We start from the raw sequence: 19913 nt of genomic DNA, 5'->3' as shown, positions 1-19913 counted from the left end.
ACAACGGGGCGTTTCGTGATGCAGGTAAGCCGGTCGGAACAAAAAAGGCGAATCAAGGAAATTGAACAACTGGTGGCCGAACTGGTTCGGTTGCCGCCCCAGGTGCTTGATCACGTGGCTGGTCTGGAGGAATTGAAACCCATTTTTCGGGAAACCGCTGGGCTGAAAGGAAGTGCCAGGCAGCGTCAAATCAAGTATCTCACCAAACTGCTTCAGGAGCATTCGCTTGAACCCCTGTATGCCGTGGTCGGCCGACATCGCGGCAAGTTCTTGGCAGAACGGAAGCAGTTGCACACTCTCGAGTTTTTCCGCGACACGCTCATCAACGAAGCCTTGGAAACACAGCGGGCATGTCAAGAGCGCAACATGGAATGGGGAGAAAATTGGTCAAGCCGGACCTTGGTGGAACTCAAGGCGCAGTTGCCTGAAATCGATGTGCTGACGTTGTCACGGCTGTCCTACCTGTTTGCCCGCACGAGAAACCCCCGGCATAGCCGGGAGATTTTCCGTTATCTCAAATCCATTCACGAGTCGCGCCAGCGTGCGAACGAGTCGCTGGTGAAGGAATGATTTTTTTTTATCCCATAGTCTCACGCAGTTTCCGCGCATAGGTGGCCGCCTCCATGCCGGCGACGCATCCCTCGCCGACGGCCTTGGCCATCTGATAAGGGGGGCCGACAATGTCTCCCGCCGCGTAAATTCCAGGGATGTTGGTTTCCTGCTTCCGGTTGACTTCGATATATTTGCAGGATTCGCTATCGAGCTGCACTCCGATCTGTGTGGCGAGTTCCAATGCGCCCTTGGAGCCAAGCTCGATGAAGAGCCCTTCTGTTTCCAGGGTTTCTCCGTTGGTCAGCACGAGCGACTGCACAACGCGTTCGCCATTGACCTGCTTGACGGTACTTGCAATCCATTCTACCGTGCTTGCCTTGAGACGGGCGAGCAATTCCTTGGAGACATTCAACGTGTCCGTGACCAGGTAGACCTTTGAGGCGTAATCAAGCAAGGTCAACGCCCCATCAACGGCGGCGCTCCGGTCACCGGTTACGGTCACGACCGCTCCGCGATAGAAATTGGCATCGCAATCGACACAATAGGAAACGCCTCGACCCAGCAGTTCCTTCTCGCCGGGAACTCCGAGCTTTTTCTTGGAAACCCCCATGCAGAAAATCAGCGTCCTCGTAGCGATTTCTCGGCCATTTTCCAGCTTAAGATGAAATTGCTCGTTGATATTGGAGATTTTGAGCACATCCTCGCAAGAAATTTCGGCGCCAAAATTTTTTGCCTGCTCGACACCAATATGCAGCAACTCGGCCCCGGTATGAATGCCGCCGACAAAGGCATAATTTTCAATATGGGCGCCATAGAGGGCCGAGTTTTCCGCCCGACCCAAGACCAATACGCGGGTTTTTTTTCTTGTGGCATGAATGGCCGCCTGAAGGCCTGCCGGTCCGGCACCTATAATAACCACATCATACAGTTGTTCTGCCATATGCTGCTCCTTAGATGAGAGAAACGATAAAACTGAAGGGTCGTTTTTCCTAAAGGTGTAAACAAACACGAATCCTTCCTGAAGATTTGTACCTCATCTCCATATCAAGGTCGACAGATTTATTGGATTCGTATATAATTCAAATTTATTGTGATCACAGATTGCCGGACGGTGCGATTTCTGCATCGAATTCAGGCCAAATGTGGTACATTCCATGTTTTTTGGCCCGCTTGCAGATTCTGTCATAACCGGCAGGAGATACGCTGCAGAGCGGGTCACGTTTTTGTGCGCCTGTTTTCGCATGGCGTCAACATTGACAGGCAACCCCCTGTCGCTTAACGACAGGGACAAAAGAAAACAATTTCAACGAGAAGGAACGTCGTGAGTTTGTCTATTTTTGAAATAATGAAGCATGCCGGGATGATGGGCAAATTGATCATGCTCATTTTGCTCATTTTTTCAGTTGCTTCCTGGTCGATTGTCATTATGAAATTTCTCATGTTTCGCAAAGCGCGAAACGCTTCCCTCGATTTTCTCGATGCCTTTTGGGACAGTAAAACCCTGAACGAAGCCTATGACGCTGCTCGGGAATATCCGCTCAGCCCCGAGGCGACCGTTTTTGTCACCGGGTATAACGAGTTGAAAAAAATCAGCGCCGCACGAAGCGCCGGGCAAGCCCTCGCGACATTGGAAACACAGCTGGCGACCATGGACAACCTGAAGCGAGCGGTGCGGAAGGCTCAGTTTCTTGAATCCGACCGCTTGGCGAGTTATATTAGTGTCCTTGCCACCACTGGCAGTGCAACCCCGTTCATCGGTCTGTTCGGTACGGTATGGGGAATCATGGCTTCATTTCAAAGCATCGGCGAGCGGGGATCAGCCTCGCTCGCCGTTGTCGCGCCGGGTATTTCCGAGGCGCTCGTCGCCACAGCAGCCGGTCTTGCCGTTGCTATTCCCGCAGTCATTTTCTACAATTACTTTTCCAATAAGGTGGCTGAATTCGACTCCAACGTCGAGAGTTTCAGTACCGATTTCATCAACCTCATTGAAAGGGACATTCTCACCAGGACGTGATTGTATGGGACCGCTAGGAAACAACAAGGGCAAGCGGAGCATTGTTGCTGAAATCAACGTGACCCCCCTTGTCGATGTCATGCTTGTTCTTCTGATCATTTTCATGGTCACGGCGCCGATGATGACCCAGGGGCTCGAGGTGGAACTTCCGGAAGCCACCACCAAGGCCCTGCGCCAGCAGGAAGAACCGTTGGTGGTCACGATCCGTAAGGAAGGGGATGTGTACCTGAAAAAAGATAAAGTTACCTCGGAAAGTCTCCAGCAACAATTGCGCGATATGCCGCCCGAGGTGAAAAAAGAGGGCATTTATCTGCGGGCGGATAAAAATGTGCCGTACGGCGTGGTCACCTCGACCATGGCGGACATTCATGCCGCGGGTTTTGAAAAGCTGGGAATGATCACTGTTCCAGCTGAAAACGAGAAGTAAAAGGAACGAGTTGTATAGCTGTGCAGTATACCGAGACGGAATTCTATCTCCTTCAGCAGGAAACCGACAGACGTTGGTGGCTGGCCACATTGCTCGCTCTTGGCGTTCATGTGGCTGTTGTTTTGTCTGTTGTGTTCATGCCTTCACTGTTTTCCTCTAAGCCGATCGTCGAGGAGGTCGTTTCCGTCAGCCTCGTCTCGCTACCGGATGTTGGAGGCGGCGGCGCGCCGCCAGCGGCTGCTCCTTCCGCCAAGCCGAGCAAGCCAGCCGTTGAGAAAAAAGTAGAACCACCATCTCCACCGCCCCCTCCACCAGAACCGGCGGCTCCCCCGGAACCGGCATCTCCGCCACAAACCGTTGCTCCAACCCCCAAGGAAAAGGTGGCTGTGGAGCCCGAAACAACCGCACCAGAGCCGGTGGAAACAAAGGATCCTATTTCGCTTGCGCCCGAAAAACGCAAAATAAAGAAGGCACAGGATACACGGCTGGAAGAGGAGAAAGTCAAGGAGCGCGAGCAGGAAGAACGCAAACAGGAAGAGCAGGAGCTGCAGAAGAAGATCGAAGAGCGCAAGCGCGAGGCTGAGCAGCGTAAACAAGAAGAGCAGGAGCTGCAGAAGAAGATTGAAGAGCGCAAGCGTGAGGCCGAGCGGAAGGAGGTGCAGCGTCGCGAGGACGAACGCAAAAAAGCCCTTGCTCAAGCTCGGCTGGACCAGATTCGGGCGGAAAACGAAGCTCGTGAGGCTGCTGCGGAAGCCAGGGAGCTGGCGGCCCAGGCCAATGCCGCCAATGCCGCTTTGGCTGCGGCGCGAGCGGATGCAGCCCGCAAGGCGGCCTCCATGCAAGGTGCTGCCACTGGTACCACGACCGGTCGGGCCGCAGCCAGTGGTATTGTGGCGCAAACCTACGGCAAAACAGCGGCGTCCCGGATCAATGAATTCTGGCAACTGCCGGACACCCGCAGCTGGGACAACAGTCTGGCCTCCAATGTCGTGATTACCATCAATAAAAAGGGTGAGGTCGTCCGCATTCAATTCGAACGACGTTCGGGAGACCCCCAATTCGATCAGCTGGTGGAAAAGGCGATCAACCGGGCCGTGCCCATGCCGCCATTCCCCGCCCTGATGACCGAGGAGACCACGGAAGTGCCCTGTAATTTTAATGTTCGTGAACTTGGCAAGTTGCGATAGATTGTGTATACAAAATGTCTTGCCGGGCTGAACAAGAATACACCATTACCCACATCTTACTATGAAACGCAGACACTCTCTTTTCACAGTCGTTATCTTGGCGGTAAGTTTTCTTTCCTGCCTGTCGGCGCGGAATCTTCAAGCGGAAGAACGGACCTATTACGACATCAGTGCGTCCGATGTCCGCAAGATCATGGTCGCAGTGCCCAATTTCAGCGGCAGTGGAGGCAATCAAGGTGCCGCCGTCGCGCAGTTGCTCACCAAGGGGCTTGAGCTGCACGGCTTTATCGGCGTCATCGATTCAAGCCGGTATGGCGGCAGTCGCGATGCGGACTGGAAATCCCTGGGTGCCGACTACGTGGTCCTGGGCCAGGTCAGCGGCGACCCTGCCGGGATTGCAGTCGAAGGACAGATTCTTGACGTGGCCAGCAATGCGTCACTGGCCGGTCGTCGATTCAAAGGGTCCGCCGCCCAACTCGAAGACATGACGTTGCGCTTGTGCGACACCCTGATCCAGGACTTCACTGGAGAGATGGGCGTGGCGCGAACCAGGATAGCCTATGTTTCCGACGCGACAGGACGGAAAGAAGTGTACATTTCCGATATCCTCGGACGACATCCTCGTCAGGTCACTCGTCATCGGGCGCTTTGTGTTTCCCCTCGTTTTACTCCGGATGGCAATTACCTCGCTTACTCGACCTATCATCGGGGAAATCAGGATCTGTACATCACCGATCTGCGGCAGAATACAGCGACCAATGCCCTGTCACGACGTAACGGCTTGAATCTGGCGCCAACCTTTTCCCCCGATGGCCGTACCATGGTTGTCACCTTGAGCAAAGGCGGTAACCCTGATTTGTATTCCATGGATCGTCAAGGCAACATCATCAGGCAATTGACTTCTGGCGCCGGTATCAACGTGTCGGCTTCTTATTCTCCCGACGGCCAAACTCTTGCCTTTGTGTCCGATCGGAGCGGCAAACCCAACGTCTATGTGATGAGTGCCGGAGGTGGCCAAGCCAAACGCCTGACTTTCAAATGTCCTGAAAACAGCGAACCCGTCTGGTCGCCCAAGGGAGATGAGATTGCCTTTACCGGCCTGCAAGGAGGGATCTACCAGCTTTTCGTCATGGACCGCAACGGAGGGAATGTCCGCCAGTTGAGTACCGGCGGCGGCAACTACGAGTCGCCAACATGGTCCCCCGATGGCCGGCTGCTCGCGGTGACTCGAAAGAGTGGCAGCCGATCGGAAATTTGCGTGGTCAGCAAGAGCGGCAAGGATGTTCGATCGCTTTTTGCCATGAAGGGCAATCAATCCTATCCCCAATGGTCGGGCCGATTGCCTTGACGAAACGTTTGTTGATGCACATCTGAATCGGAACGGAGAACTATTTTCCAGGTGATGAAAACCGTTAACGTTCTCTGAGAGCAAGGGAGCCCTAGAGTATGAAAACCATAAGAAATATCGCGGTGGCGGGTTGCTCGCTGATGCTGTTGACCCAATGTGCCTCACAGGATGAAGTGCAAAATTTGCAGTACCAGCTTCGAGCGATGAATCAAAAGCTTGAAGACGTGAAAAGCAACACGGTTAACCAAATGCAGAAGAAGCAGGCCAGTTCGGTAAGCAAGATTGATCAGGTCGAGGACGAAACCTTGCGGATCAAGTCAAGCATCGAGGAGAACGCCTCCCAGACCAGCCAGTTCCGTGAACAGGTCAATCAGAATATCGCCAATCTGCAGTCCTCCATGGAGAATGCGCGGACAGATCAGGATGCCAAAATCTCTGAGCTCAGTCAAAAGGTAGCAGTACTGGAAGAGAAAATTTCGCTCATTAGTGAAAATTTTACAAAAATTCAGCAAGATAAAATTAATGAAGCGGAAAAGCGCGCCCAGGCGGCCGCGCAAAAGGCGGAAGCCGCCAAACAGCGCGCCGCTTCGGCCGCCAGCTCTGCTGCTCCGGTAGCCACGACAGCGGTGTCGCCAGCTTCCGCTCCATCTTCGAGTGCTTTTGTCAAAGTGGAGCCTGGTTCCAAAAAGACCAAGGTTGCCTCAACGGCGTCGTCCCAGACCACGGCCGCAACCACGACCATGCCCACAACCACGAAAAAGGCCGCCGAACAACCTGCAGCGCAGACGGCGGCAGCCGCACCGCCAGCATCCACCAAAGCCGCATCCTCAGCAGCCCCTGAGGAAAAGAGTCAGGCCGCCTCTTCCTCTTCCGATCCTTTTTCCCAGGGGATGAATCAGTATAAAGGAAAGAACTACAAAGAAGCCTACAAATCCTTCGAACAGTCGTTGTCGACCAACCCCAATGGTTCCCAGGCAGCCAAGTCGCTGTATTACATGGGAGAATCCCTGTACAATCAAGGCGAGTATGACCTGGCCATCCTGGACTATCAAAAAGTCATTTCCAATCACGGCAAGGATGCGCTGGCTCCTGCGGCACTGCTCAAACAAGGGATGTCCTTTGAAAAGCTAACCGACCATGAAACCGCTAAGATCATATATAAAAAATTGATCAGTGACCATGGCGGCAGCGCGGAGGCGTCGCAGGCCAAGGAACGGCTGGGTAAACTGTAGCGACAAGGAGCGTTGGCGGGAAAACAGAAACAACGGCTTGATCTCCTGCTCGTCGAGCGGGGGATGGCCGACAATATCGACCACGCCAGGCGGCTAATCGGCGCGGGGCAGGTATTGGTAAACGATCAATGCCTGGACAAGGCCGGCGCGCAGGTCGCGGCCACCTCCCATGTTTCGGTCAAAGGGGGGAAACGCTTTGTCAGTCGCGGTGGCGATAAGTTGGAAACCGGTCTGACCGGTTTGGCGATCACTCCCCACGACTGGGTCTGCGCCGATATCGGCAGTTCCACCGGTGGATTCACCGACTGCCTGCTGCAGCACGGTGCACGCAGGGTCTACTGTGTTGACGTGGGCTATGGACTGCTGGATTGGAAACTGCGCAACGACCAGCGGGTGGTGGTGCTCGAACGGACCAATGCCCGCCATCTGACCACGCACCACATACCGAAATGCCTCGATCTGGCCGTGATCGATGCTTCGTTTATCTCGCTCGAACCGCTTTTGCCTCCCCTCATCCCGCTTTTTAAAGGCGTTGTTCGCATTGTGGCTCTGGTCAAGCCGCAGTTTCAACTGCCCCGCGAGCTGGTGGACGATGGGGGGATTGTCAGCGACGAGCTGTTGCACCGGCAGGCCCTGCACATGGTGCAACAGTTCGGGCAACGGTTGGGGCTGGGGTGTGAACGCATCATCGCCTCCGGCGTCAAGGGGGCCAAGGGCAATCAAGAGTATTTTATGTTATTGACCGGTTCCGCCGTCACAGGGGACAATGGAACGCAAATTTTGGACAAAGGAGATCGTGATGACCTTTCGACCGTTGATTAAGACGATACCATTGAGTTTGCTGGCCTCTGCCTTTGCTGTGAGCACCGTTCTGGGCGCGGAGTATGTCAGCGTCGTCAAGGATGGAGTCAATCTCCGTTCCGGCCCCAACACCAACACCGACATTCTCTATCAGTTGCCTTCGGGCTACCCGCTTGAAATTCTCAGCAAAGAGGGACAGTGGTTGAAGGTCAGCGATTACGAGGGTGACAAGGGTTATATCACCGAATCGTTGGTCAGCAAAACGCCCTACGTGATTGTCAAGGTGAAGGAATGCAATATCCGCAGCGGCCCCAGCGCCAATGACTCGGTGGTGGGTAAGGGGGTCAAGGACGTGATCTTCAAGAAGGTCGAGCAGAAGGGGGACTGGATCAAGATCTCTCACCCCGATCTCACTGGCTGGGTGCAGAAAGATCTTGTCTGGCCCTGAGCATCCGCTCCCTCTGGTCGAGTATTTGCTCGATTGATTGGATGAAGTCCACCGGCAGCCGTACCTCCTGACCCGCCTTGTTCTGGAACAGGAGATACTGCTGCCGGCAGCCGTACAGAAACAAATCCCGAGTGATTTCCACGTCCTTGCGGCAATATGCCGCCAATTTCTCCATTTCTCCCCTTTTGAACCAGCGAAGCGCCTCCAGGCCGTTGCCCTCTTTTTTCACTCGCAATGTTTTTTCCGCCAATCGGTCGAGGCTGAGCCGGTAGCCCAGCAGACCGCTGATCGCCTCCAACAGGTCAAAAGAGGGCAGCAGCCCAAGATCGCGATTGGTATAGGCCGAAAGCACCTTGTTGTCGAAGCGCTTGTTGTTGAATCCGACCACCAGGTCCAAGGCAAAGAGACGTTCAATGAGTGCGCCGACAGTGGCTTCGGTGTAGGTGGTGAATCGTTGGCCGCAACTTTCGTACAGCACGGCGACACTAACGCGCATCAATTCCGCCCGGTGCCAGCCGCCGACTTCTTCGGCTGATCGCTGGGTCTCGATATCGAATACCCCAAAATTTCGCGGAAGATCGGCCGGTCGTTGCCGCTCCTTGACAGCCTGTGGCAGGGGACGGGGGTGCTTGGCGACTTCCCGCACCGCCGGCATGGCGGGATGCATCAGCTGCTCAAGCAGAAACCCACAGGCCTGCTTGTCGATGGGCCGGTTGCCGGAGCCGCATTTGGGGGAATGGACGCAGGACGGGCATCCAAGGTCGCACGGACAATCGGCCACCAACTGCCGGGTTTGTTGAAGGAGGCGCTGCATGGCGCCAAAGGCGCGGGCGGTCAGCCCCATGCCACCGGCGTGACCGTCGTAGACAAAGACCGCCGGACCAGCCACCTGATCGTGCCATGGATGGGAAATTCCGCCCAAGTCGTTGCGGTCGCAGAGAACCATCAGCGGCATCAGGCCGATCATCGCATGTTCCAGGGCATGGATGCCGCCCATGAAGTGCAGCTTGGCCTCCTCCGTCCTTCTTTGCAGCCAGTCGGGAATTTCCACCCAGAATCCTTCGGTTTCAAACCGTTGCGGCGGCAGATCAAGCGGTACCCGGTTGATGATCCGCAAGCTGCCGTGGGCGATGCGGTGATAGCCGGTAATGCGTTCGGTCACCCGCAGCGTGCCGTAACGTACTTGGGCGGCCCCGCAACGGGTCGTCTCAATGATCGCCATGATTTCCGTGCTCTTCTCGGTCAGTACCCGGGTGAAATAGGCGGGTTTGGCCTCGGTGACCAGGATTTCCCCTCCTTCCAGATCGAGGCTGTCGACATGATAGGTCCGGGCCATGTGGAGGTAGATGGCTCCGGGATGACATTCGCGCAGGGCCCGATGGGCATCGATGATCCCCAGCAGCTGACGCCGTGGTTGGTTAACCAGAATCGACAGGGTGGTGCCGCCGCCCCGCAGATTGACATGGCGCTGCGGATAGCGTTGTGGTGAAAACCAGGTGTTGCCGTCTGCGGATTGCAACAGCGTTGCCTGCCTGGTGAGCCGCTCGATCATCGCCCTCATTTCCGGTGTGGCCAGCAACGGGTCGGTGGCGGAGAACGGGATTTCCGCAGCGGCACAGACCAGTTGCGGACCAGCGATATGAGGATTGCCGACATGCATGGTCACCGGTTCCACCGGCCGGGAAAAAAAATCCTCCGGATGGCGCATGAAGTGCTGATCCAGGGCATCCTCGTGGCCAATCAGCACCACCAGCGATTCCTGTTGCTTGCGTCCGACCCGTCCGGCCCGTTGCCAGGTGGCCATCATCGAGCCGGGGTAGCCGACAAGAATGCAGAGGTCCAAGTGGCCGATATCGATTCCCAGTTCCAGGGCCGAGGTGGAGATTACCCCCAGCAAACTGCCGGAGGCCAGCCGGTCCTCGATACCCCGCCGTTCCTCTGGGAGGAAACCTGAGCGGTAGGAGGCGATCAATCCCTTGCGCTCCTTGAGCCGCTTCTCGGTCCAAACGGTGATCAGCTCGGTCATCTTGCGCGACTGACAGTAAACGATGGTGCGCAGTTCACGGCTGATCGCCGCCTCCAGCAACCGAGTGGCGCTGGTGGCGGCGCTTTCGAGCGGATTGAGCAGCAGGGTGTGGCGCGCCGCGCTGCCGGCTCCGGATTGGGTGATTTCGGTCACCGGCGCGTCGATCAGCAACCGCCCGTGTTCACCGGGGTTGCCGATGGTCGCCGAGGCAAGGATGAAAAGGGGACTGGAGCCATAGAGGGCGCAGATTCGTTTGAGCCGCCGTATCACCCAGGCCACGTGCGAACCGAAGACCCCACGATAGGTGTGGATCTCGTCGATCACCACATACCGCAGGTTGGCCCAAAAATGGGCCCAGCGGTCATGGTAGGGCAACAGCGACAGATGCAGCATGTCCGGATTGGTGATCATGATCGGTGGTGGAACATCGCGAATCTTCTTGCGTCGGTAGCCACTGGTGTCGCCGTCGTAGATGGCCCCAACCGGTAATTCGCCCCGCAGGGTTGCCGGCAGCAGGTGCCAGAGCTGCTCCACGGTTTTGAGTTGATCCTGGGCCAGGGCCTTAAGGGGAAAGAGGTAGAGGGCCTTGGCCGCCGGATAATGCAACAGCGTCTGGAAAACCGGCAGGGTATAGATCAGGCTCTTGCCCGAGGCGGTGGGGGTGGCCACCACCGTGTTGCCGCCGGCGAGGATGTGGCCAATGGCCTGGTGCTGGTGGGCATAGAGTCCAGCCATTCGCCGGAGCTCAAGCAGCTGCCGCAGTGCCGGCATCAGCATGTCAGGGGGGAGGGTGACGGCCTCGCGAGGAGCAGTCACCCGATGCGCCACTACCTGCGGTCCGAATGTGCTCGAACTCTTGAGGGCGGCGAGATACTCTGCCACCGTTCCCCGAATGGGTTGCATTGTCACGGCCTTCACCTTCATCGTCCGCTATTGCCAAAAATAGCTTTACTCCGCGGCACTAACCTTGTATTGCACCCTGTTGGAGTGATTGTTCGGCGCCGCCCGGCCACCGCACGCCCACCCTTTGTCGGATGTCCCATCGCGTGCCCCGCATGCGGCCCGAACGCCGCCTCGTTTTTTACCCCAACCGGTCCTCCGCCATCCGCCGCTGATCGCCGCGCGAGAGGCCCCCGCAGGACTGGTCAATATGTACCCAGGAACACCCCAACATGAAAACGATCGCAACCCTTGGCCCGGAACACTCGCCGTCATGGCAGGCCGCCGTACAGTACGACGGCGAGGCGGAGATCCGGCCGTATCCCCATGTCAAGGCCCTGCTCGATGCCTTTGCCGCCCGCGAGACCGAGTATGCCGTCCTGCCGGTGTATAATACCCGGGAAGGGGAAAAGAAACAGTATTTCCGTTTTTTCGATCAGATCAAGAGCGGCTACTGGGTCGGCAACATCATTCTCAGTTCCAATCTGTCCCTGGGCGTGTTCGACGAGAACGAAACCGTGGCTGGGCTGCGGATACTGGTGGGCAAGCGCGAGGTGTTCAACCAGTGCGAAGAGTTCATCGACAACCAACTCCCCGGTATCACCGAGGTGAGCGTGCAGGATGTCAGCCAAGCCATTGCCGAGATCCGCGAAAGCGGCCAGGTCAAGGGCAGGGCGGTGGTCGACAGCGCCGAAACCTTGACCGCCCACGGCCTGCGGATCATCGAACGCGAGGTGGCCCCGCACAACCGGACCCGCTATGCGGTGCTCGGCCATGAACTGGCACCGGCCACGGGCTATGACGCCACCACCCTGATCACCGAACCCCTGGATGACCGGGTGGGCATTCTGGTCGACATCCTCAACGAGTTCTCCCGGCGCGGCATCAACATCGTCGACATGCGCACGGAAAACGATATCAAATCGCAGAAACTGCGTATCTATCTGGAAGCGGAGGGCCATGTGGGCAGTGAGCGCATGGCCAGCGCCATCGCCCATATCGAATCGCGGGTTATCCAACAGCAAGGCATGATTCGTCTCCTGGGCAGCTTTCCCCGGGTCGACATGCGCACCAAGTACATCAAGTCGTTTGGCTTCATCGGCACCGGTGCCATGAGCCGATGGTTTGCCGACCGGCTGGCGAGCGAGGGCTATGAGGTGATGCTGACCGGGCGGACCACCACCCTTCGCCCGGAACAGATGATCGAGCGGGTGGATGTGGTGGTGGTCTGCGTGCCCATTTCGGTCACCTCGGCCACGGTCCGGCAGTATGGCCCGCTGCTCGCGCCGGGCAAGGCCCTGATCCTGCTCGCCGGCGAGTCCGAGGAAACGATCAAGAGCGCCCTGGAAGCCACCCAGGAAGAGGTCGAGGTCATGCTGGTGCACAACCTCTGGGGGCCGCAGGCCGCCACCATGAAGGACAAGAACGCCATCGTGGTCCGCACCTCGCGCAGCGGCATGTTCTGCAGCGAATTCGAGGCCTTCCTCTACAAGCACGGTGCCGACATCTTTCACGATTCGCCCTCCAAGCATGACTTGCTCATGGGGGTTGGGCAAAAACTGCCCACCATGATTTCGGTTGCCCTGGCTATGACCCTGAACGAGAACCACATCACCAGCGAGGATATCGCCAGCCACTGCACCCTGACCTCGCTCTATCCCATTCTGGCCATGTCAAGGGTCCATTCGCAAAATCCGCGGACCTATGCGGAGATCATGTCCACCTCGGGGGACAGCCGCAAAATCGTCAGCGATTTCGCCAAAAACCTGGAACGGGTGATCCGCATGGCGGATGCGGCCACCATCAACGGCCTGTGCAGCCTGATCGACGAAAACGCCCAACACCTTACCGAGACCTTTCTCCAGGCGCGAATGCGTCAGGCCAAGGCGGTTGACGAGGTCCTGGGACGGATGCTATGAGGCACCTGGTTGACCGCGGGGACGCCAATGGTTATTTTTGCCGCATTATGAAAAACAATCGTCATCAACATCTGTTCCTGCTGGCCCTTTTTGCCCTGTGGTGCGCTGTTCTGCTTTTCCGGCCGGAGTTACGGCCGGGTAGCGGGTGAGCTGGTCTGAAGGCCCCGCCGGTCGGCGGTCCGCCCTGTCCCTTGCCGCAGACAACGATCACCCCTCAACCCTAAGGAGTGCATGACCCATTATGTTATCGACCGTTCTGAAATATCTTGAAGAGAAACACTACTGTCCGCATTGCAGCGGCGATCTCGTTCTATGCCACGCGCCGGCCGTGCATGTTGGTGATGGTTTGGGTTGGGGGTCGGAATACCTGTTCATCTGCCTCAACGACCGATGCCCGCTTTTTGTCAAAGGGTGGGATTACATCGCCAACCAATATGGCCATGTAGGGTCGTATCGCTACATGGAAATCCCCAATTCCAAGGAGAGCTACAGTATGATGGTGGTCGGCAAGGAAGCCTTTACCGGCTCCATTGTCGACATCGAGGCCCTCAAGCGGCAGAGCGAACGCTATCAGCGGCAGCAGGAGGCGTTGGCCTGCCTGGACACCTGTGTTGAGCAGAACGATCTGGCGCCGGCGTTGACCATCCTCCTCGATGACTCCGCGCGCATCGATGACCGCAAGCGGGCGGTCGGGATGGTGACCAAGTTGAACGATCTGGCCTGTATCGAACCGTTGCGCAACCATGTGTTCAAGGATCCGCATCTGCAACAGGAGGTCAACCTGGCCATCGCGCAGGTGCTCGCCGGCAACTTCGTCAAGGAATGCCCTTACTGCTCGGAACTGATCAAAGCCCGGGCCATGGTCTGCAAACACTGCCAGCGTGAGCTGGCGGCCTGACTTTCTCCTTGCCAAAACGACACCGTGCGTGTATATAAGCGCACGTTTGCGTGGTGAACGTAGCTCAGCTGGTGGCAGCACCGGGTTGTGGCCTCGGAGGTCGTGGGTTCAAGTCCCATCGTTCACCCCATTCATTTGTCTAAAGCAGTCCAAAGAAATCAATAAACCCGCTTTCTCACAAGGAAAGCGGGTTTTTTGTTGTCTAGTAGTGTCTATGCAAATCCATTGACAGCAAGGAATATGTGGGGGTAACTTAATATATTGGTGATATGGTTACCCCCATGAAGCTTACAAATATCACAATTTCAAAGGCTAAGCCGACCGAAAAACGCAAAAGCTCTTCGATGGTGGGGGGCTTTTTTTGGAGGTTACCCCCAAAGGGGCGAAGCGTTGGCGGTTCAAATATCGATTTGGGGGAAAGGAGAAACTCTTTGCCCTTGGTGTATTTCCTGAAATTTCGCTCAAAGATGCCAGGGCCAGGCATCAGGAGGCAAGAAAACATCTTGCCCAGGGAATTGATCCCAGCGAGGTGAAAAAGGTCATCAAGTCCAATCTCGCAGGGGAACATAGCTTCAAAAATATTGCCCTTGAATGGATAGCTTTAAAATCCCCTGGGTGGTCACCATCTCACAGAGAGAAAACTTTGACCATTTTGGAGAAGGACATTTTTCCGTTCATTGGTGACAGGCAAATTGACGAAATTACATCCGCAGAGCTGTTAATCGTATTGAAGCGTATCGATTCAAGATCCAGCGCTACAGCAAGAAAAGCCTATTCGTCATGTAAGCAAGTTTTCAGTCATGCCATCCCATCTGGCAAGATTGTTGTCTCTCCGGCCGAGGGGCTCCACATCATCTTGCGCCGAGAATCGTCAAGCACATGGCAGCGCCAACAACCCAGGAGGAAACGGCGCGATTGCTGCGAGCTATTGACAGTTATCACGGAAGCTTCATTTGTTCCGCCTCAGTTGGAAATGGACAATCTTGCCGTTTGCAGTAAGGACTCCGAAGGAGCCGTATTGTCTTTTTGAGAGAGCATCGGGTTTGCCGACGGCGCCCGAAGCCGTTTTGTCTTCCTCAGTTCTCTGGCCGCTTCCAGTTTCCGGTCCCGCTCTTTGAAAATTTCCTGCTCCCTGCCACTGAGCTTGTCCACTGGAGCCACGTAGCCAATGGCGCTATGCAGCCGGACGTTGTTGTAGTGGGCAATGAACTTCTCCACCATCCTCGGGGCGTCGTCAAGGGAAAGCGGTACGCCGGGGCGAATGCACTCTCCCTTGATGGTGGCATGAAATCGCTCCAACTTGCCGTTGGACTGCGGATAGTACGGTGATGTCCGCACGTGCGTCATGCCGGAGAGCCGGATGAATTCCTTGAAATCCTTGGCAATGAATTGCGGGCCGTTATCGGAGATGATCCGAGGCCGGGCTTCGGGGTATTTCTCCTTGGCCCGTTGGACAATGATCTCCACATCCTGCTCCGTCATCTGCTCCCGGATCTCCCAATGAACGATGAAACGGCTGCAGCCGTCGAGCAGGCTGCATAGATAATAAAAGGTGCCGCAGATATTGAGATGTGACACATCGATATGCCAATGTTCATGAGGACGAAGCGGTTGCACGAAGCCATTTCCCTTGGCGCTGTTTTTTCGGTTCCACTTCTTGAGCAAACCGGCCTTGGCCAAGACTCGCCAGGTACTACTCGGACTGACGGCAACAATGTCCCGATCAAGCATCATGAACGTCAACCGCCGATACCCTTCCAGGGGATGATCGAGCGCAAACCGGATGATGGCCTCCTGCTCCCAGGACTCCAGCCAGAAGTCACGAGGGATTAGACCGTTATGTTCGTTTGCCTTGCCGCAACGGCCAATCCAGGCGTAAAATTTACTCCGCGCCACGCCAAGCCAGACGATGAGCCTGTTGGTGGGTATTTCTGCTTTTGCACTCCACCGGCGACTGAAATCAACCACGGCATCGCGGGTGTCATGGGGAACCCAACCGCCATTCAGAGCTCCCCAAGTTCTTTTTTTAACTGGATATGCTCCTCCAGCAGTTCCGAAAGCACTTCATGTTTCCGGCGCAATTTCTCCTCAAGCTCACGAATGCGCTTCTCCTCCGCCTGCTGTTTGCTCTTTCCTTCACGGGCAAACGCTGAAGCCCCTTTTTCAAAGAACTGCTTCTGCCAATCGTAAAAAATCTTCGGCTGCAATTGGTATTCGTCGCACAAATCCGAAACCGCCTCTCGGCCAACCAAGTGCCGTTTCAGGATAAAGACCTTCTCTTCAGGGCTGTAGTTGTGACGCTTCTTTCGCATGGACTTCCCTCCGTTCATGATGGTTTATCATAAACGGCAGGATTGTCCTATTCCTGTTGAACCAAGACAAATTCCGTTCCAGTTTGCTTGAACCGCCTTTTTCTTTGCCTTATTTTGTCCCCATGATTTGGGGACAAATCACCATGTGTGGGGACACGGTTTTGCCCTCAGCGATTCCCGCATATTTTCTGATCGGGCGGTGGATCTGGCCTACGGCCGCCGCGATTTCAAGTCCGAGGCCGAACGAGTCGGCTTTCTGTTCGCCTGCTCCCAGCGCATCGTCGGCCGCAATCTTGACCAGACATTCCCGGAAAGGCGTGGTATGGTGCGCATCTGCACCCGGCCGATCGTTCCGGCTGACATGTTCAACATGCACGCTGTGCGAGCCGCTCATTGCCCGGCCCGTGCGTCCACCATCATTGAAGGAGGTTATATGAACTTTCGTTGTTTGCTGATGATGCTCCTCGTTGTCGTGCTCACCCTGCCTGCCGCGGCGCATGCCGATCTGGACGGATTTCTCGCCGGCCTCAACGGCCAGGCCCGGACAGATATCGATGGTTATGGGGTGCGTCTGAGCGCCCAATTCGGTGTGCCCGAGACGCGGGTCCATTCCCTGCTCAGATCGGTTGCCGTACCCGCCGACGCCTTCATGTGTCTACAACTTGGCCAGATGCTGGGTCTTCCGCCCGAGCAGGTGCTGCGGACGTATAGCGCCAACAGGGGCAGAGGGTGGGGCGTGGTTGCCAAGGAGTTGGGCATCAAGCCGGGTTCGGCCGAATTTCATGCGCTCAAACGCGGCGATTTCGTGCTCATGGATGCTCCTGGCAGGGAACCCGGCGCACCTAGCCATGCACGGGGCAAGGGAAAAGAAGGCGGTCAAGGGCATGGTAAAGAAGCTGGCCAGGGACAGGGAAAAGGCAAAGGGCACAACAAGTAAGCCGGCACCCAACGCATGTCTTCTTCTTCCCGTGAACCGGCACCGCAGGTCTCGTCCCTGGAACGTTCAGCGCTGTTTGTCGCCACCCTGACCTCGTTTCTTGGGCCGTTCATGATTTCCTCGGTGAATGTGGCCCTGCCGGCCATTCAGGCCGATCTGAGCATGAACGCGGTGCAGCTGAGCTGGATCGCCACCGCCTATCTGCTGGCGGTCGCTGTTGTCCTGCTGCCGGTCGGCAAGATCGCCGATATGCGCGGCAGGAAAAAGGTGTTCACCAGCGGATTGGCCACGTACACCCTGGCTTCGACCCTGGCCGCCTTTGCCGGCAACGTCACCTGGCTGTTGGTGTTCCGGGCCATGCAGGGGCTGGGCGCCGGCATGTTCATCACCACCGGCATGGCTATCCTGACCTCGATCTTTCCTCCGCACCGACGTGGCCGGGCGATCGGCATCTATGTGGCGGCGGTGTACGTCGGGCTTTCGGTCGGTCCATTTGTCGGCGGCATCCTCACCCAGCAGTTTGGCTGGCGCTCCATTTTTCTGATCATGCTGCCCCTGGGCGCCGTCTCCATTACCGTGACCCTAACCTTTCTCAAGGGAGAATGGGCCGATCCGCGCGAGCAACGCCTCGACGTGCTCGGCAGCGTGATCTATGCGGCGGCAATCCTTGCCCTGATCTACGGCGCCTCCATTCTGCCAAGTTTGCCTGGCGGCATCCTGGTGCTGACCGGCGTGGGCGCGTTGGCCTTTTTTTTCCACCAGCAGCGGCAGAGCGCGCATCCGGTGTTCGACGTGTCGCTGTTCCGCGAAAACCGGGTGTTTGCCTTTTCCAGCCTGGCGGCCCTGCTCAACTACTCGGCCACCTTCGCGGTCACCTTTCTCCTCAGTCTGTACCTGCAGTATCTCAAGGGCATGCCGCCGCAGACGGCCGGCACGATTCTCATGGCTCAACCGGTGGTCATGGCCCTCTTCTCGCCCATTGCCGGCCGGCTTTCGGACCGGGTCGAACCCCGCTTGCTGGCCTCCGCCGGCATGGCGATCACCGTGGCCGGAATGCTGGTGTTCACCCAGTTGCACGCCGCCACGCCCACGCCGGCCATTGCCGCCACCCTGCTACTGCTCGGTTTTGGCTTTGCCCTGTTCTCCTCGCCGAACATGAGCGCCATCATGGGATCGGTGGCCAAGGAACAGTACGGCATTGCCTCGGGCGTGGTGGCCACCATGCGTCTGATGGGGCAGATGGTGAGCATGGCTATCGCCACCGTGGTCCTGGCCCTCATGGTCGGACGCGAGACTCTCACCCCGGATAACTATCCCCATTTTCTGCTCAGTATCCGCACCGTCTTCGCTCTTTCGGCCGTGCTGTGCGGGGCAGGGGTCTATTTTTCCATGTTTCGTGGCCGGCTGCGCCGCTCTTGAGCGCTGCCGGCGCGTGCTACACGTTGTGAAAACGGAACGATATGACAAAAGTCGATTGGAAACCCGGCACCATGATCTATCCGCTGCCTGCGGTCATGGTCAGCCTGGGAGAGACGGCCGAGGAGTACAATATCATCACCATCGCCTGGACCGGCACCCTCTGTTCCGACCCGCCGATGTGCTACATCTCGGTTCGACCGCAGCGGCATTCGTACGAGATTCTGCGGCGGACCCGCGAGTTTGTCATCAACCTCACCACCCGGCCCCTGGCCTTCGCCACCGACTGGTGTGGGGTGAGGTCGGGGCGTCAGTATCAAAAATTCGAGGAAATGCATTTGACCCCTGGCCCGGCCACGGTGATCAAGGCACCGATCATCGTCGAGGCGCCGATCAATATCGAGTGCCGGGTCACCGAGATCAAGCGGTTGGGGACCCATGACATGTTCATTGCCGAGGTGGTCAACGTCAAGGCCGATGAGCGCTACCTCGATCCCCGCACCGGCGCCTTTGATCTGACCAAGGCGGAACCGCTGGTGTTTGCCCACGGCCAATATTTTTCCCTGGGAAAAAAGATCGGAAAATTCGGATTTTCCGTGGAAAAGAAACGGAAAAAAAGAAAGGTCGGATTATCGCGGAGCAAAAAATAAGGGACATCGTGCTCGATGTCCCTGTTGGCAGCCACCCGCGGAAGAACATCGGCGGATGGAACGGTTGGTGTTCCTATTGGCCGCAGACCAATTTTTTCGGTTCCTTGGTGGTGGTCAAACAGGTCACGACCGTGTCCTGCACCTCCTGGCTGAGATTGCCTTTTTGTCCCATGTTGGCGACGATCTTCTTCCAGTCCGCATCCTGTTGATCGAGCTTGTTGCAGATTTTTTTCAGGCCGTGGCAGGTGGTGCAGTTGGCTTGCAGGGTCTGCCGGCAGCCTTGTTCGGTCGCCTCCTGGCCCGTGCCGAGCGAGACAACGGTGAGGGTAAAGAGGGATACTGCGCCAAAGATAAGCATCTTTCTCATCGGACGTTCCTCCTTGTGGATGGATGATTGACCGTTTCCCGCCACGGGGAAAACGGTTGAACAGCGAAATGGCGGGGCAGGGACAGCGTGTTTTTGCCGAGCAACCGATGCAGTCTATTGCCCCTGTTGCGTCGTCGGGTTGCTTTTGTTTTTGTAGGTACCGTTGACCGAATAGACAAAGGCCAGGACTTCGGCGATGGTCTGGTAGAGTTCAACCGGAATTTCCTGGCCAAGGGGGATTTTCGCCAACAATTCGACCAAATCCTTGTCTTCGCGGATATGTACCCCGGCTTCCATCGCCGTGGCGATGATCTTCTCGGCGATCAGGTTGGAGCCGCTGGCGATAACCTTCGGAGCCGTTCCCTTGTCCTGGTCATAGAGCAGGGCAACCGCCTTTTTTGCCGTGCGCTGGTCGTCGGCCATGCAATCCTTCCTTCTCG

The 19913-nt window shown here is 56.8% G+C and carries 21 protein-coding genes, 1 tRNA gene and 1 pseudogene; 16 read left to right on the top strand and 7 right to left on the bottom strand.

Annotated elements, in window-relative coordinates; genetic code table 11:
* Positions 1 to 18 precede the first annotated feature (18 nt).
* Positions 19 to 570 (top strand): DarP family protein, encoded by a 552-nt coding sequence (locus DESPR_RS10925; RefSeq protein ID WP_015724872.1) that lies wholly within the window; start codon positions 19 to 21, stop codon positions 568 to 570.
* Positions 571 to 577: 7 nt separating this feature from the next.
* Here the strand turns inward: DESPR_RS10925 and DESPR_RS10920 are convergent, their stop codons facing one another.
* Positions 578 to 1492 carry an NAD(P)/FAD-dependent oxidoreductase gene (locus DESPR_RS10920; RefSeq protein WP_015724871.1) on the bottom strand — a complete coding sequence of 305 codons (915 nt, stop codon included), beginning with the start codon at positions 1490 to 1492 and terminating at the stop codon, positions 578 to 580.
* A gap of 381 nt (positions 1493 to 1873) precedes the next feature.
* Here DESPR_RS10920 and tolQ point away from each other — a divergent pair, with 381 nt between their 5' ends.
* The 7 genes from tolQ to DESPR_RS10885 all read left to right on the top strand — a co-directional run bounded on the left by tolQ (position 1874) and on the right by DESPR_RS10885 (position 8009).
* Positions 1874 to 2566 carry a protein TolQ gene (gene tolQ, locus DESPR_RS10915; RefSeq protein WP_015724870.1) on the top strand — a complete coding sequence of 231 codons (693 nt, stop codon included), beginning with the start codon at positions 1874 to 1876 and terminating at the stop codon, positions 2564 to 2566.
* A 4-nt stretch (positions 2567 to 2570) separates the two neighbouring features.
* Positions 2571 to 2993: a protein TolR gene (gene tolR, locus DESPR_RS10910; RefSeq protein WP_015724869.1), complete on the top strand. Its 423-nt coding sequence runs from the start codon at positions 2571 to 2573 to the stop codon at positions 2991 to 2993.
* Positions 2994 to 3013: 20 nt separating this feature from the next.
* Entirely contained in the window at positions 3014 to 4180 is a 1167-nt protein-coding gene (gene tolA / locus DESPR_RS17350) for a cell envelope integrity protein TolA (protein WP_169701590.1), read from the top strand.
* A gap of 97 nt (positions 4181 to 4277) precedes the next feature.
* The gene (gene tolB / locus DESPR_RS10900; protein WP_052302097.1) at positions 4278 to 5528 is read left to right on the top strand and encodes a Tol-Pal system beta propeller repeat protein TolB; all 1251 of its coding nucleotides are present in this window, start codon (positions 4278 to 4280) and stop codon (positions 5526 to 5528) included.
* Between the two features lie 98 nt (positions 5529 to 5626).
* On the top strand, positions 5627 to 6760 hold the full coding sequence (locus tag DESPR_RS10895) for a tetratricopeptide repeat protein (RefSeq protein ID WP_015724866.1): 1134 nt from the start codon (positions 5627 to 5629) through the stop codon (positions 6758 to 6760).
* A gap of 12 nt (positions 6761 to 6772) precedes the next feature.
* Positions 6773 to 7582, top strand: a complete 810-nt coding sequence (locus DESPR_RS10890) for a TlyA family RNA methyltransferase (RefSeq protein WP_015724865.1) — start codon at positions 6773 to 6775, stop codon at positions 7580 to 7582.
* The gene (locus DESPR_RS10885) at positions 7560 to 8009 is read left to right on the top strand and encodes an SH3 domain-containing protein (protein ID WP_015724864.1); all 450 of its coding nucleotides are present in this window, start codon (positions 7560 to 7562) and stop codon (positions 8007 to 8009) included. Before DESPR_RS10890 ends, DESPR_RS10885 begins: the two co-directional genes overlap by 23 nt.
* On the opposite strand, the gene DESPR_RS10880 is transcribed toward DESPR_RS10885, so the two are convergent.
* Positions 7972 to 10938 (bottom strand): DEAD/DEAH box helicase, encoded by a 2967-nt coding sequence (locus DESPR_RS10880; RefSeq protein ID WP_169701715.1) that lies wholly within the window; start codon positions 10936 to 10938, stop codon positions 7972 to 7974. The two genes, DESPR_RS10885 and DESPR_RS10880, sit on opposite strands and share 38 nt — an antisense overlap.
* Positions 10939 to 11207: 269 nt before the next feature.
* Between DESPR_RS10880 and DESPR_RS10875 the strand changes: the two genes are divergently transcribed.
* The 5 genes and pseudogenes from DESPR_RS10875 to DESPR_RS17950 all read left to right on the top strand — a co-directional run bounded on the left by DESPR_RS10875 (position 11208) and on the right by DESPR_RS17950 (position 14821).
* Positions 11208 to 12893, top strand: a complete 1686-nt coding sequence (locus DESPR_RS10875) for a prephenate dehydratase domain-containing protein (RefSeq protein ID WP_015724862.1) — start codon at positions 11208 to 11210, stop codon at positions 12891 to 12893.
* A gap of 241 nt (positions 12894 to 13134) precedes the next feature.
* A complete protein-coding gene (locus DESPR_RS10870) occupies positions 13135 to 13791 on the top strand; it encodes a hypothetical protein (RefSeq protein ID WP_015724861.1) in 657 nt (218 codons plus the stop codon).
* A gap of 53 nt (positions 13792 to 13844) precedes the next feature.
* Positions 13845 to 13921 (top strand) — tRNA-His (locus tag DESPR_RS10865).
* 210 nt (positions 13922 to 14131) lie between these two features.
* Positions 14132 to 14317: pseudogene (locus DESPR_RS19235) on the top strand (Arm DNA-binding domain-containing protein); the annotation flags it as partial.
* 3 nt (positions 14318 to 14320) lie between these two features.
* Positions 14321 to 14821, top strand: coding sequence for a tyrosine-type recombinase/integrase (locus DESPR_RS17950; protein WP_343215913.1), 501 nt, complete (start codon positions 14321 to 14323; stop codon positions 14819 to 14821).
* Here DESPR_RS17950 and DESPR_RS10855 read toward each other — a convergent pair.
* From DESPR_RS10855 to DESPR_RS18505, 3 genes are all read right to left on the bottom strand, one after another.
* Complete coding sequence (locus DESPR_RS10855; RefSeq protein WP_245529430.1) at positions 14755 to 15759, bottom strand: IS3 family transposase; 1005 nt, start codon at positions 15757 to 15759, stop codon at positions 14755 to 14757. The two genes, DESPR_RS17950 and DESPR_RS10855, sit on opposite strands and share 67 nt — an antisense overlap.
* A 35-nt stretch (positions 15760 to 15794) precedes the next feature.
* Positions 15795 to 16103 (bottom strand): transposase, encoded by a 309-nt coding sequence (locus tag DESPR_RS19040; protein WP_043770480.1) that lies wholly within the window; start codon positions 16101 to 16103, stop codon positions 15795 to 15797.
* A gap of 109 nt (positions 16104 to 16212) precedes the next feature.
* Positions 16213 to 16497 (bottom strand): hypothetical protein, encoded by a 285-nt coding sequence (locus DESPR_RS18505; RefSeq protein ID WP_169701589.1) that lies wholly within the window; start codon positions 16495 to 16497, stop codon positions 16213 to 16215.
* Between the two features lie 39 nt (positions 16498 to 16536).
* Between DESPR_RS18505 and DESPR_RS10845 the strand changes: the two genes are divergently transcribed.
* The 3 genes from DESPR_RS10845 to DESPR_RS10835 are packed head-to-tail and all read left to right on the top strand — an operon-like array spanning position 16537 to position 19106.
* Complete coding sequence (locus tag DESPR_RS10845) at positions 16537 to 17040, top strand: hypothetical protein (RefSeq protein WP_043771163.1); 504 nt, start codon at positions 16537 to 16539, stop codon at positions 17038 to 17040.
* A gap of 15 nt (positions 17041 to 17055) precedes the next feature.
* On the top strand, positions 17056 to 18459 hold the full coding sequence (locus DESPR_RS10840; protein WP_015724859.1) for an MFS transporter: 1404 nt from the start codon (positions 17056 to 17058) through the stop codon (positions 18457 to 18459).
* A 41-nt stretch (positions 18460 to 18500) separates the two neighbouring features.
* The gene (locus tag DESPR_RS10835) at positions 18501 to 19106 is read left to right on the top strand and encodes a flavin reductase family protein (protein ID WP_015724858.1); all 606 of its coding nucleotides are present in this window, start codon (positions 18501 to 18503) and stop codon (positions 19104 to 19106) included.
* Positions 19107 to 19179: 73 nt separating this feature from the next.
* Here the strand turns inward: DESPR_RS10835 and DESPR_RS10830 are convergent, their stop codons facing one another.
* Both DESPR_RS10830 and DESPR_RS10825 read right to left on the bottom strand, forming a co-directional pair.
* On the bottom strand, positions 19180 to 19473 hold the full coding sequence (locus DESPR_RS10830; protein ID WP_015724857.1) for a hypothetical protein: 294 nt from the start codon (positions 19471 to 19473) through the stop codon (positions 19180 to 19182).
* Between the two features lie 114 nt (positions 19474 to 19587).
* Positions 19588 to 19896, bottom strand: a complete 309-nt coding sequence (locus DESPR_RS10825) for an EscU/YscU/HrcU family type III secretion system export apparatus switch protein (protein ID WP_015724856.1) — start codon at positions 19894 to 19896, stop codon at positions 19588 to 19590.
* Positions 19897 to 19913: the final 17 nt, after the last annotated feature.

This window comes from Desulfobulbus propionicus DSM 2032 (genome assembly GCF_000186885.1).
GTDB lineage: Bacteria > Desulfobacterota > Desulfobulbia > Desulfobulbales > Desulfobulbaceae > Desulfobulbus > Desulfobulbus propionicus.
The sequence above is the reverse complement of the archived record's forward strand: the minus strand, read 5'-3'. Positions and strand labels throughout refer to the sequence as shown.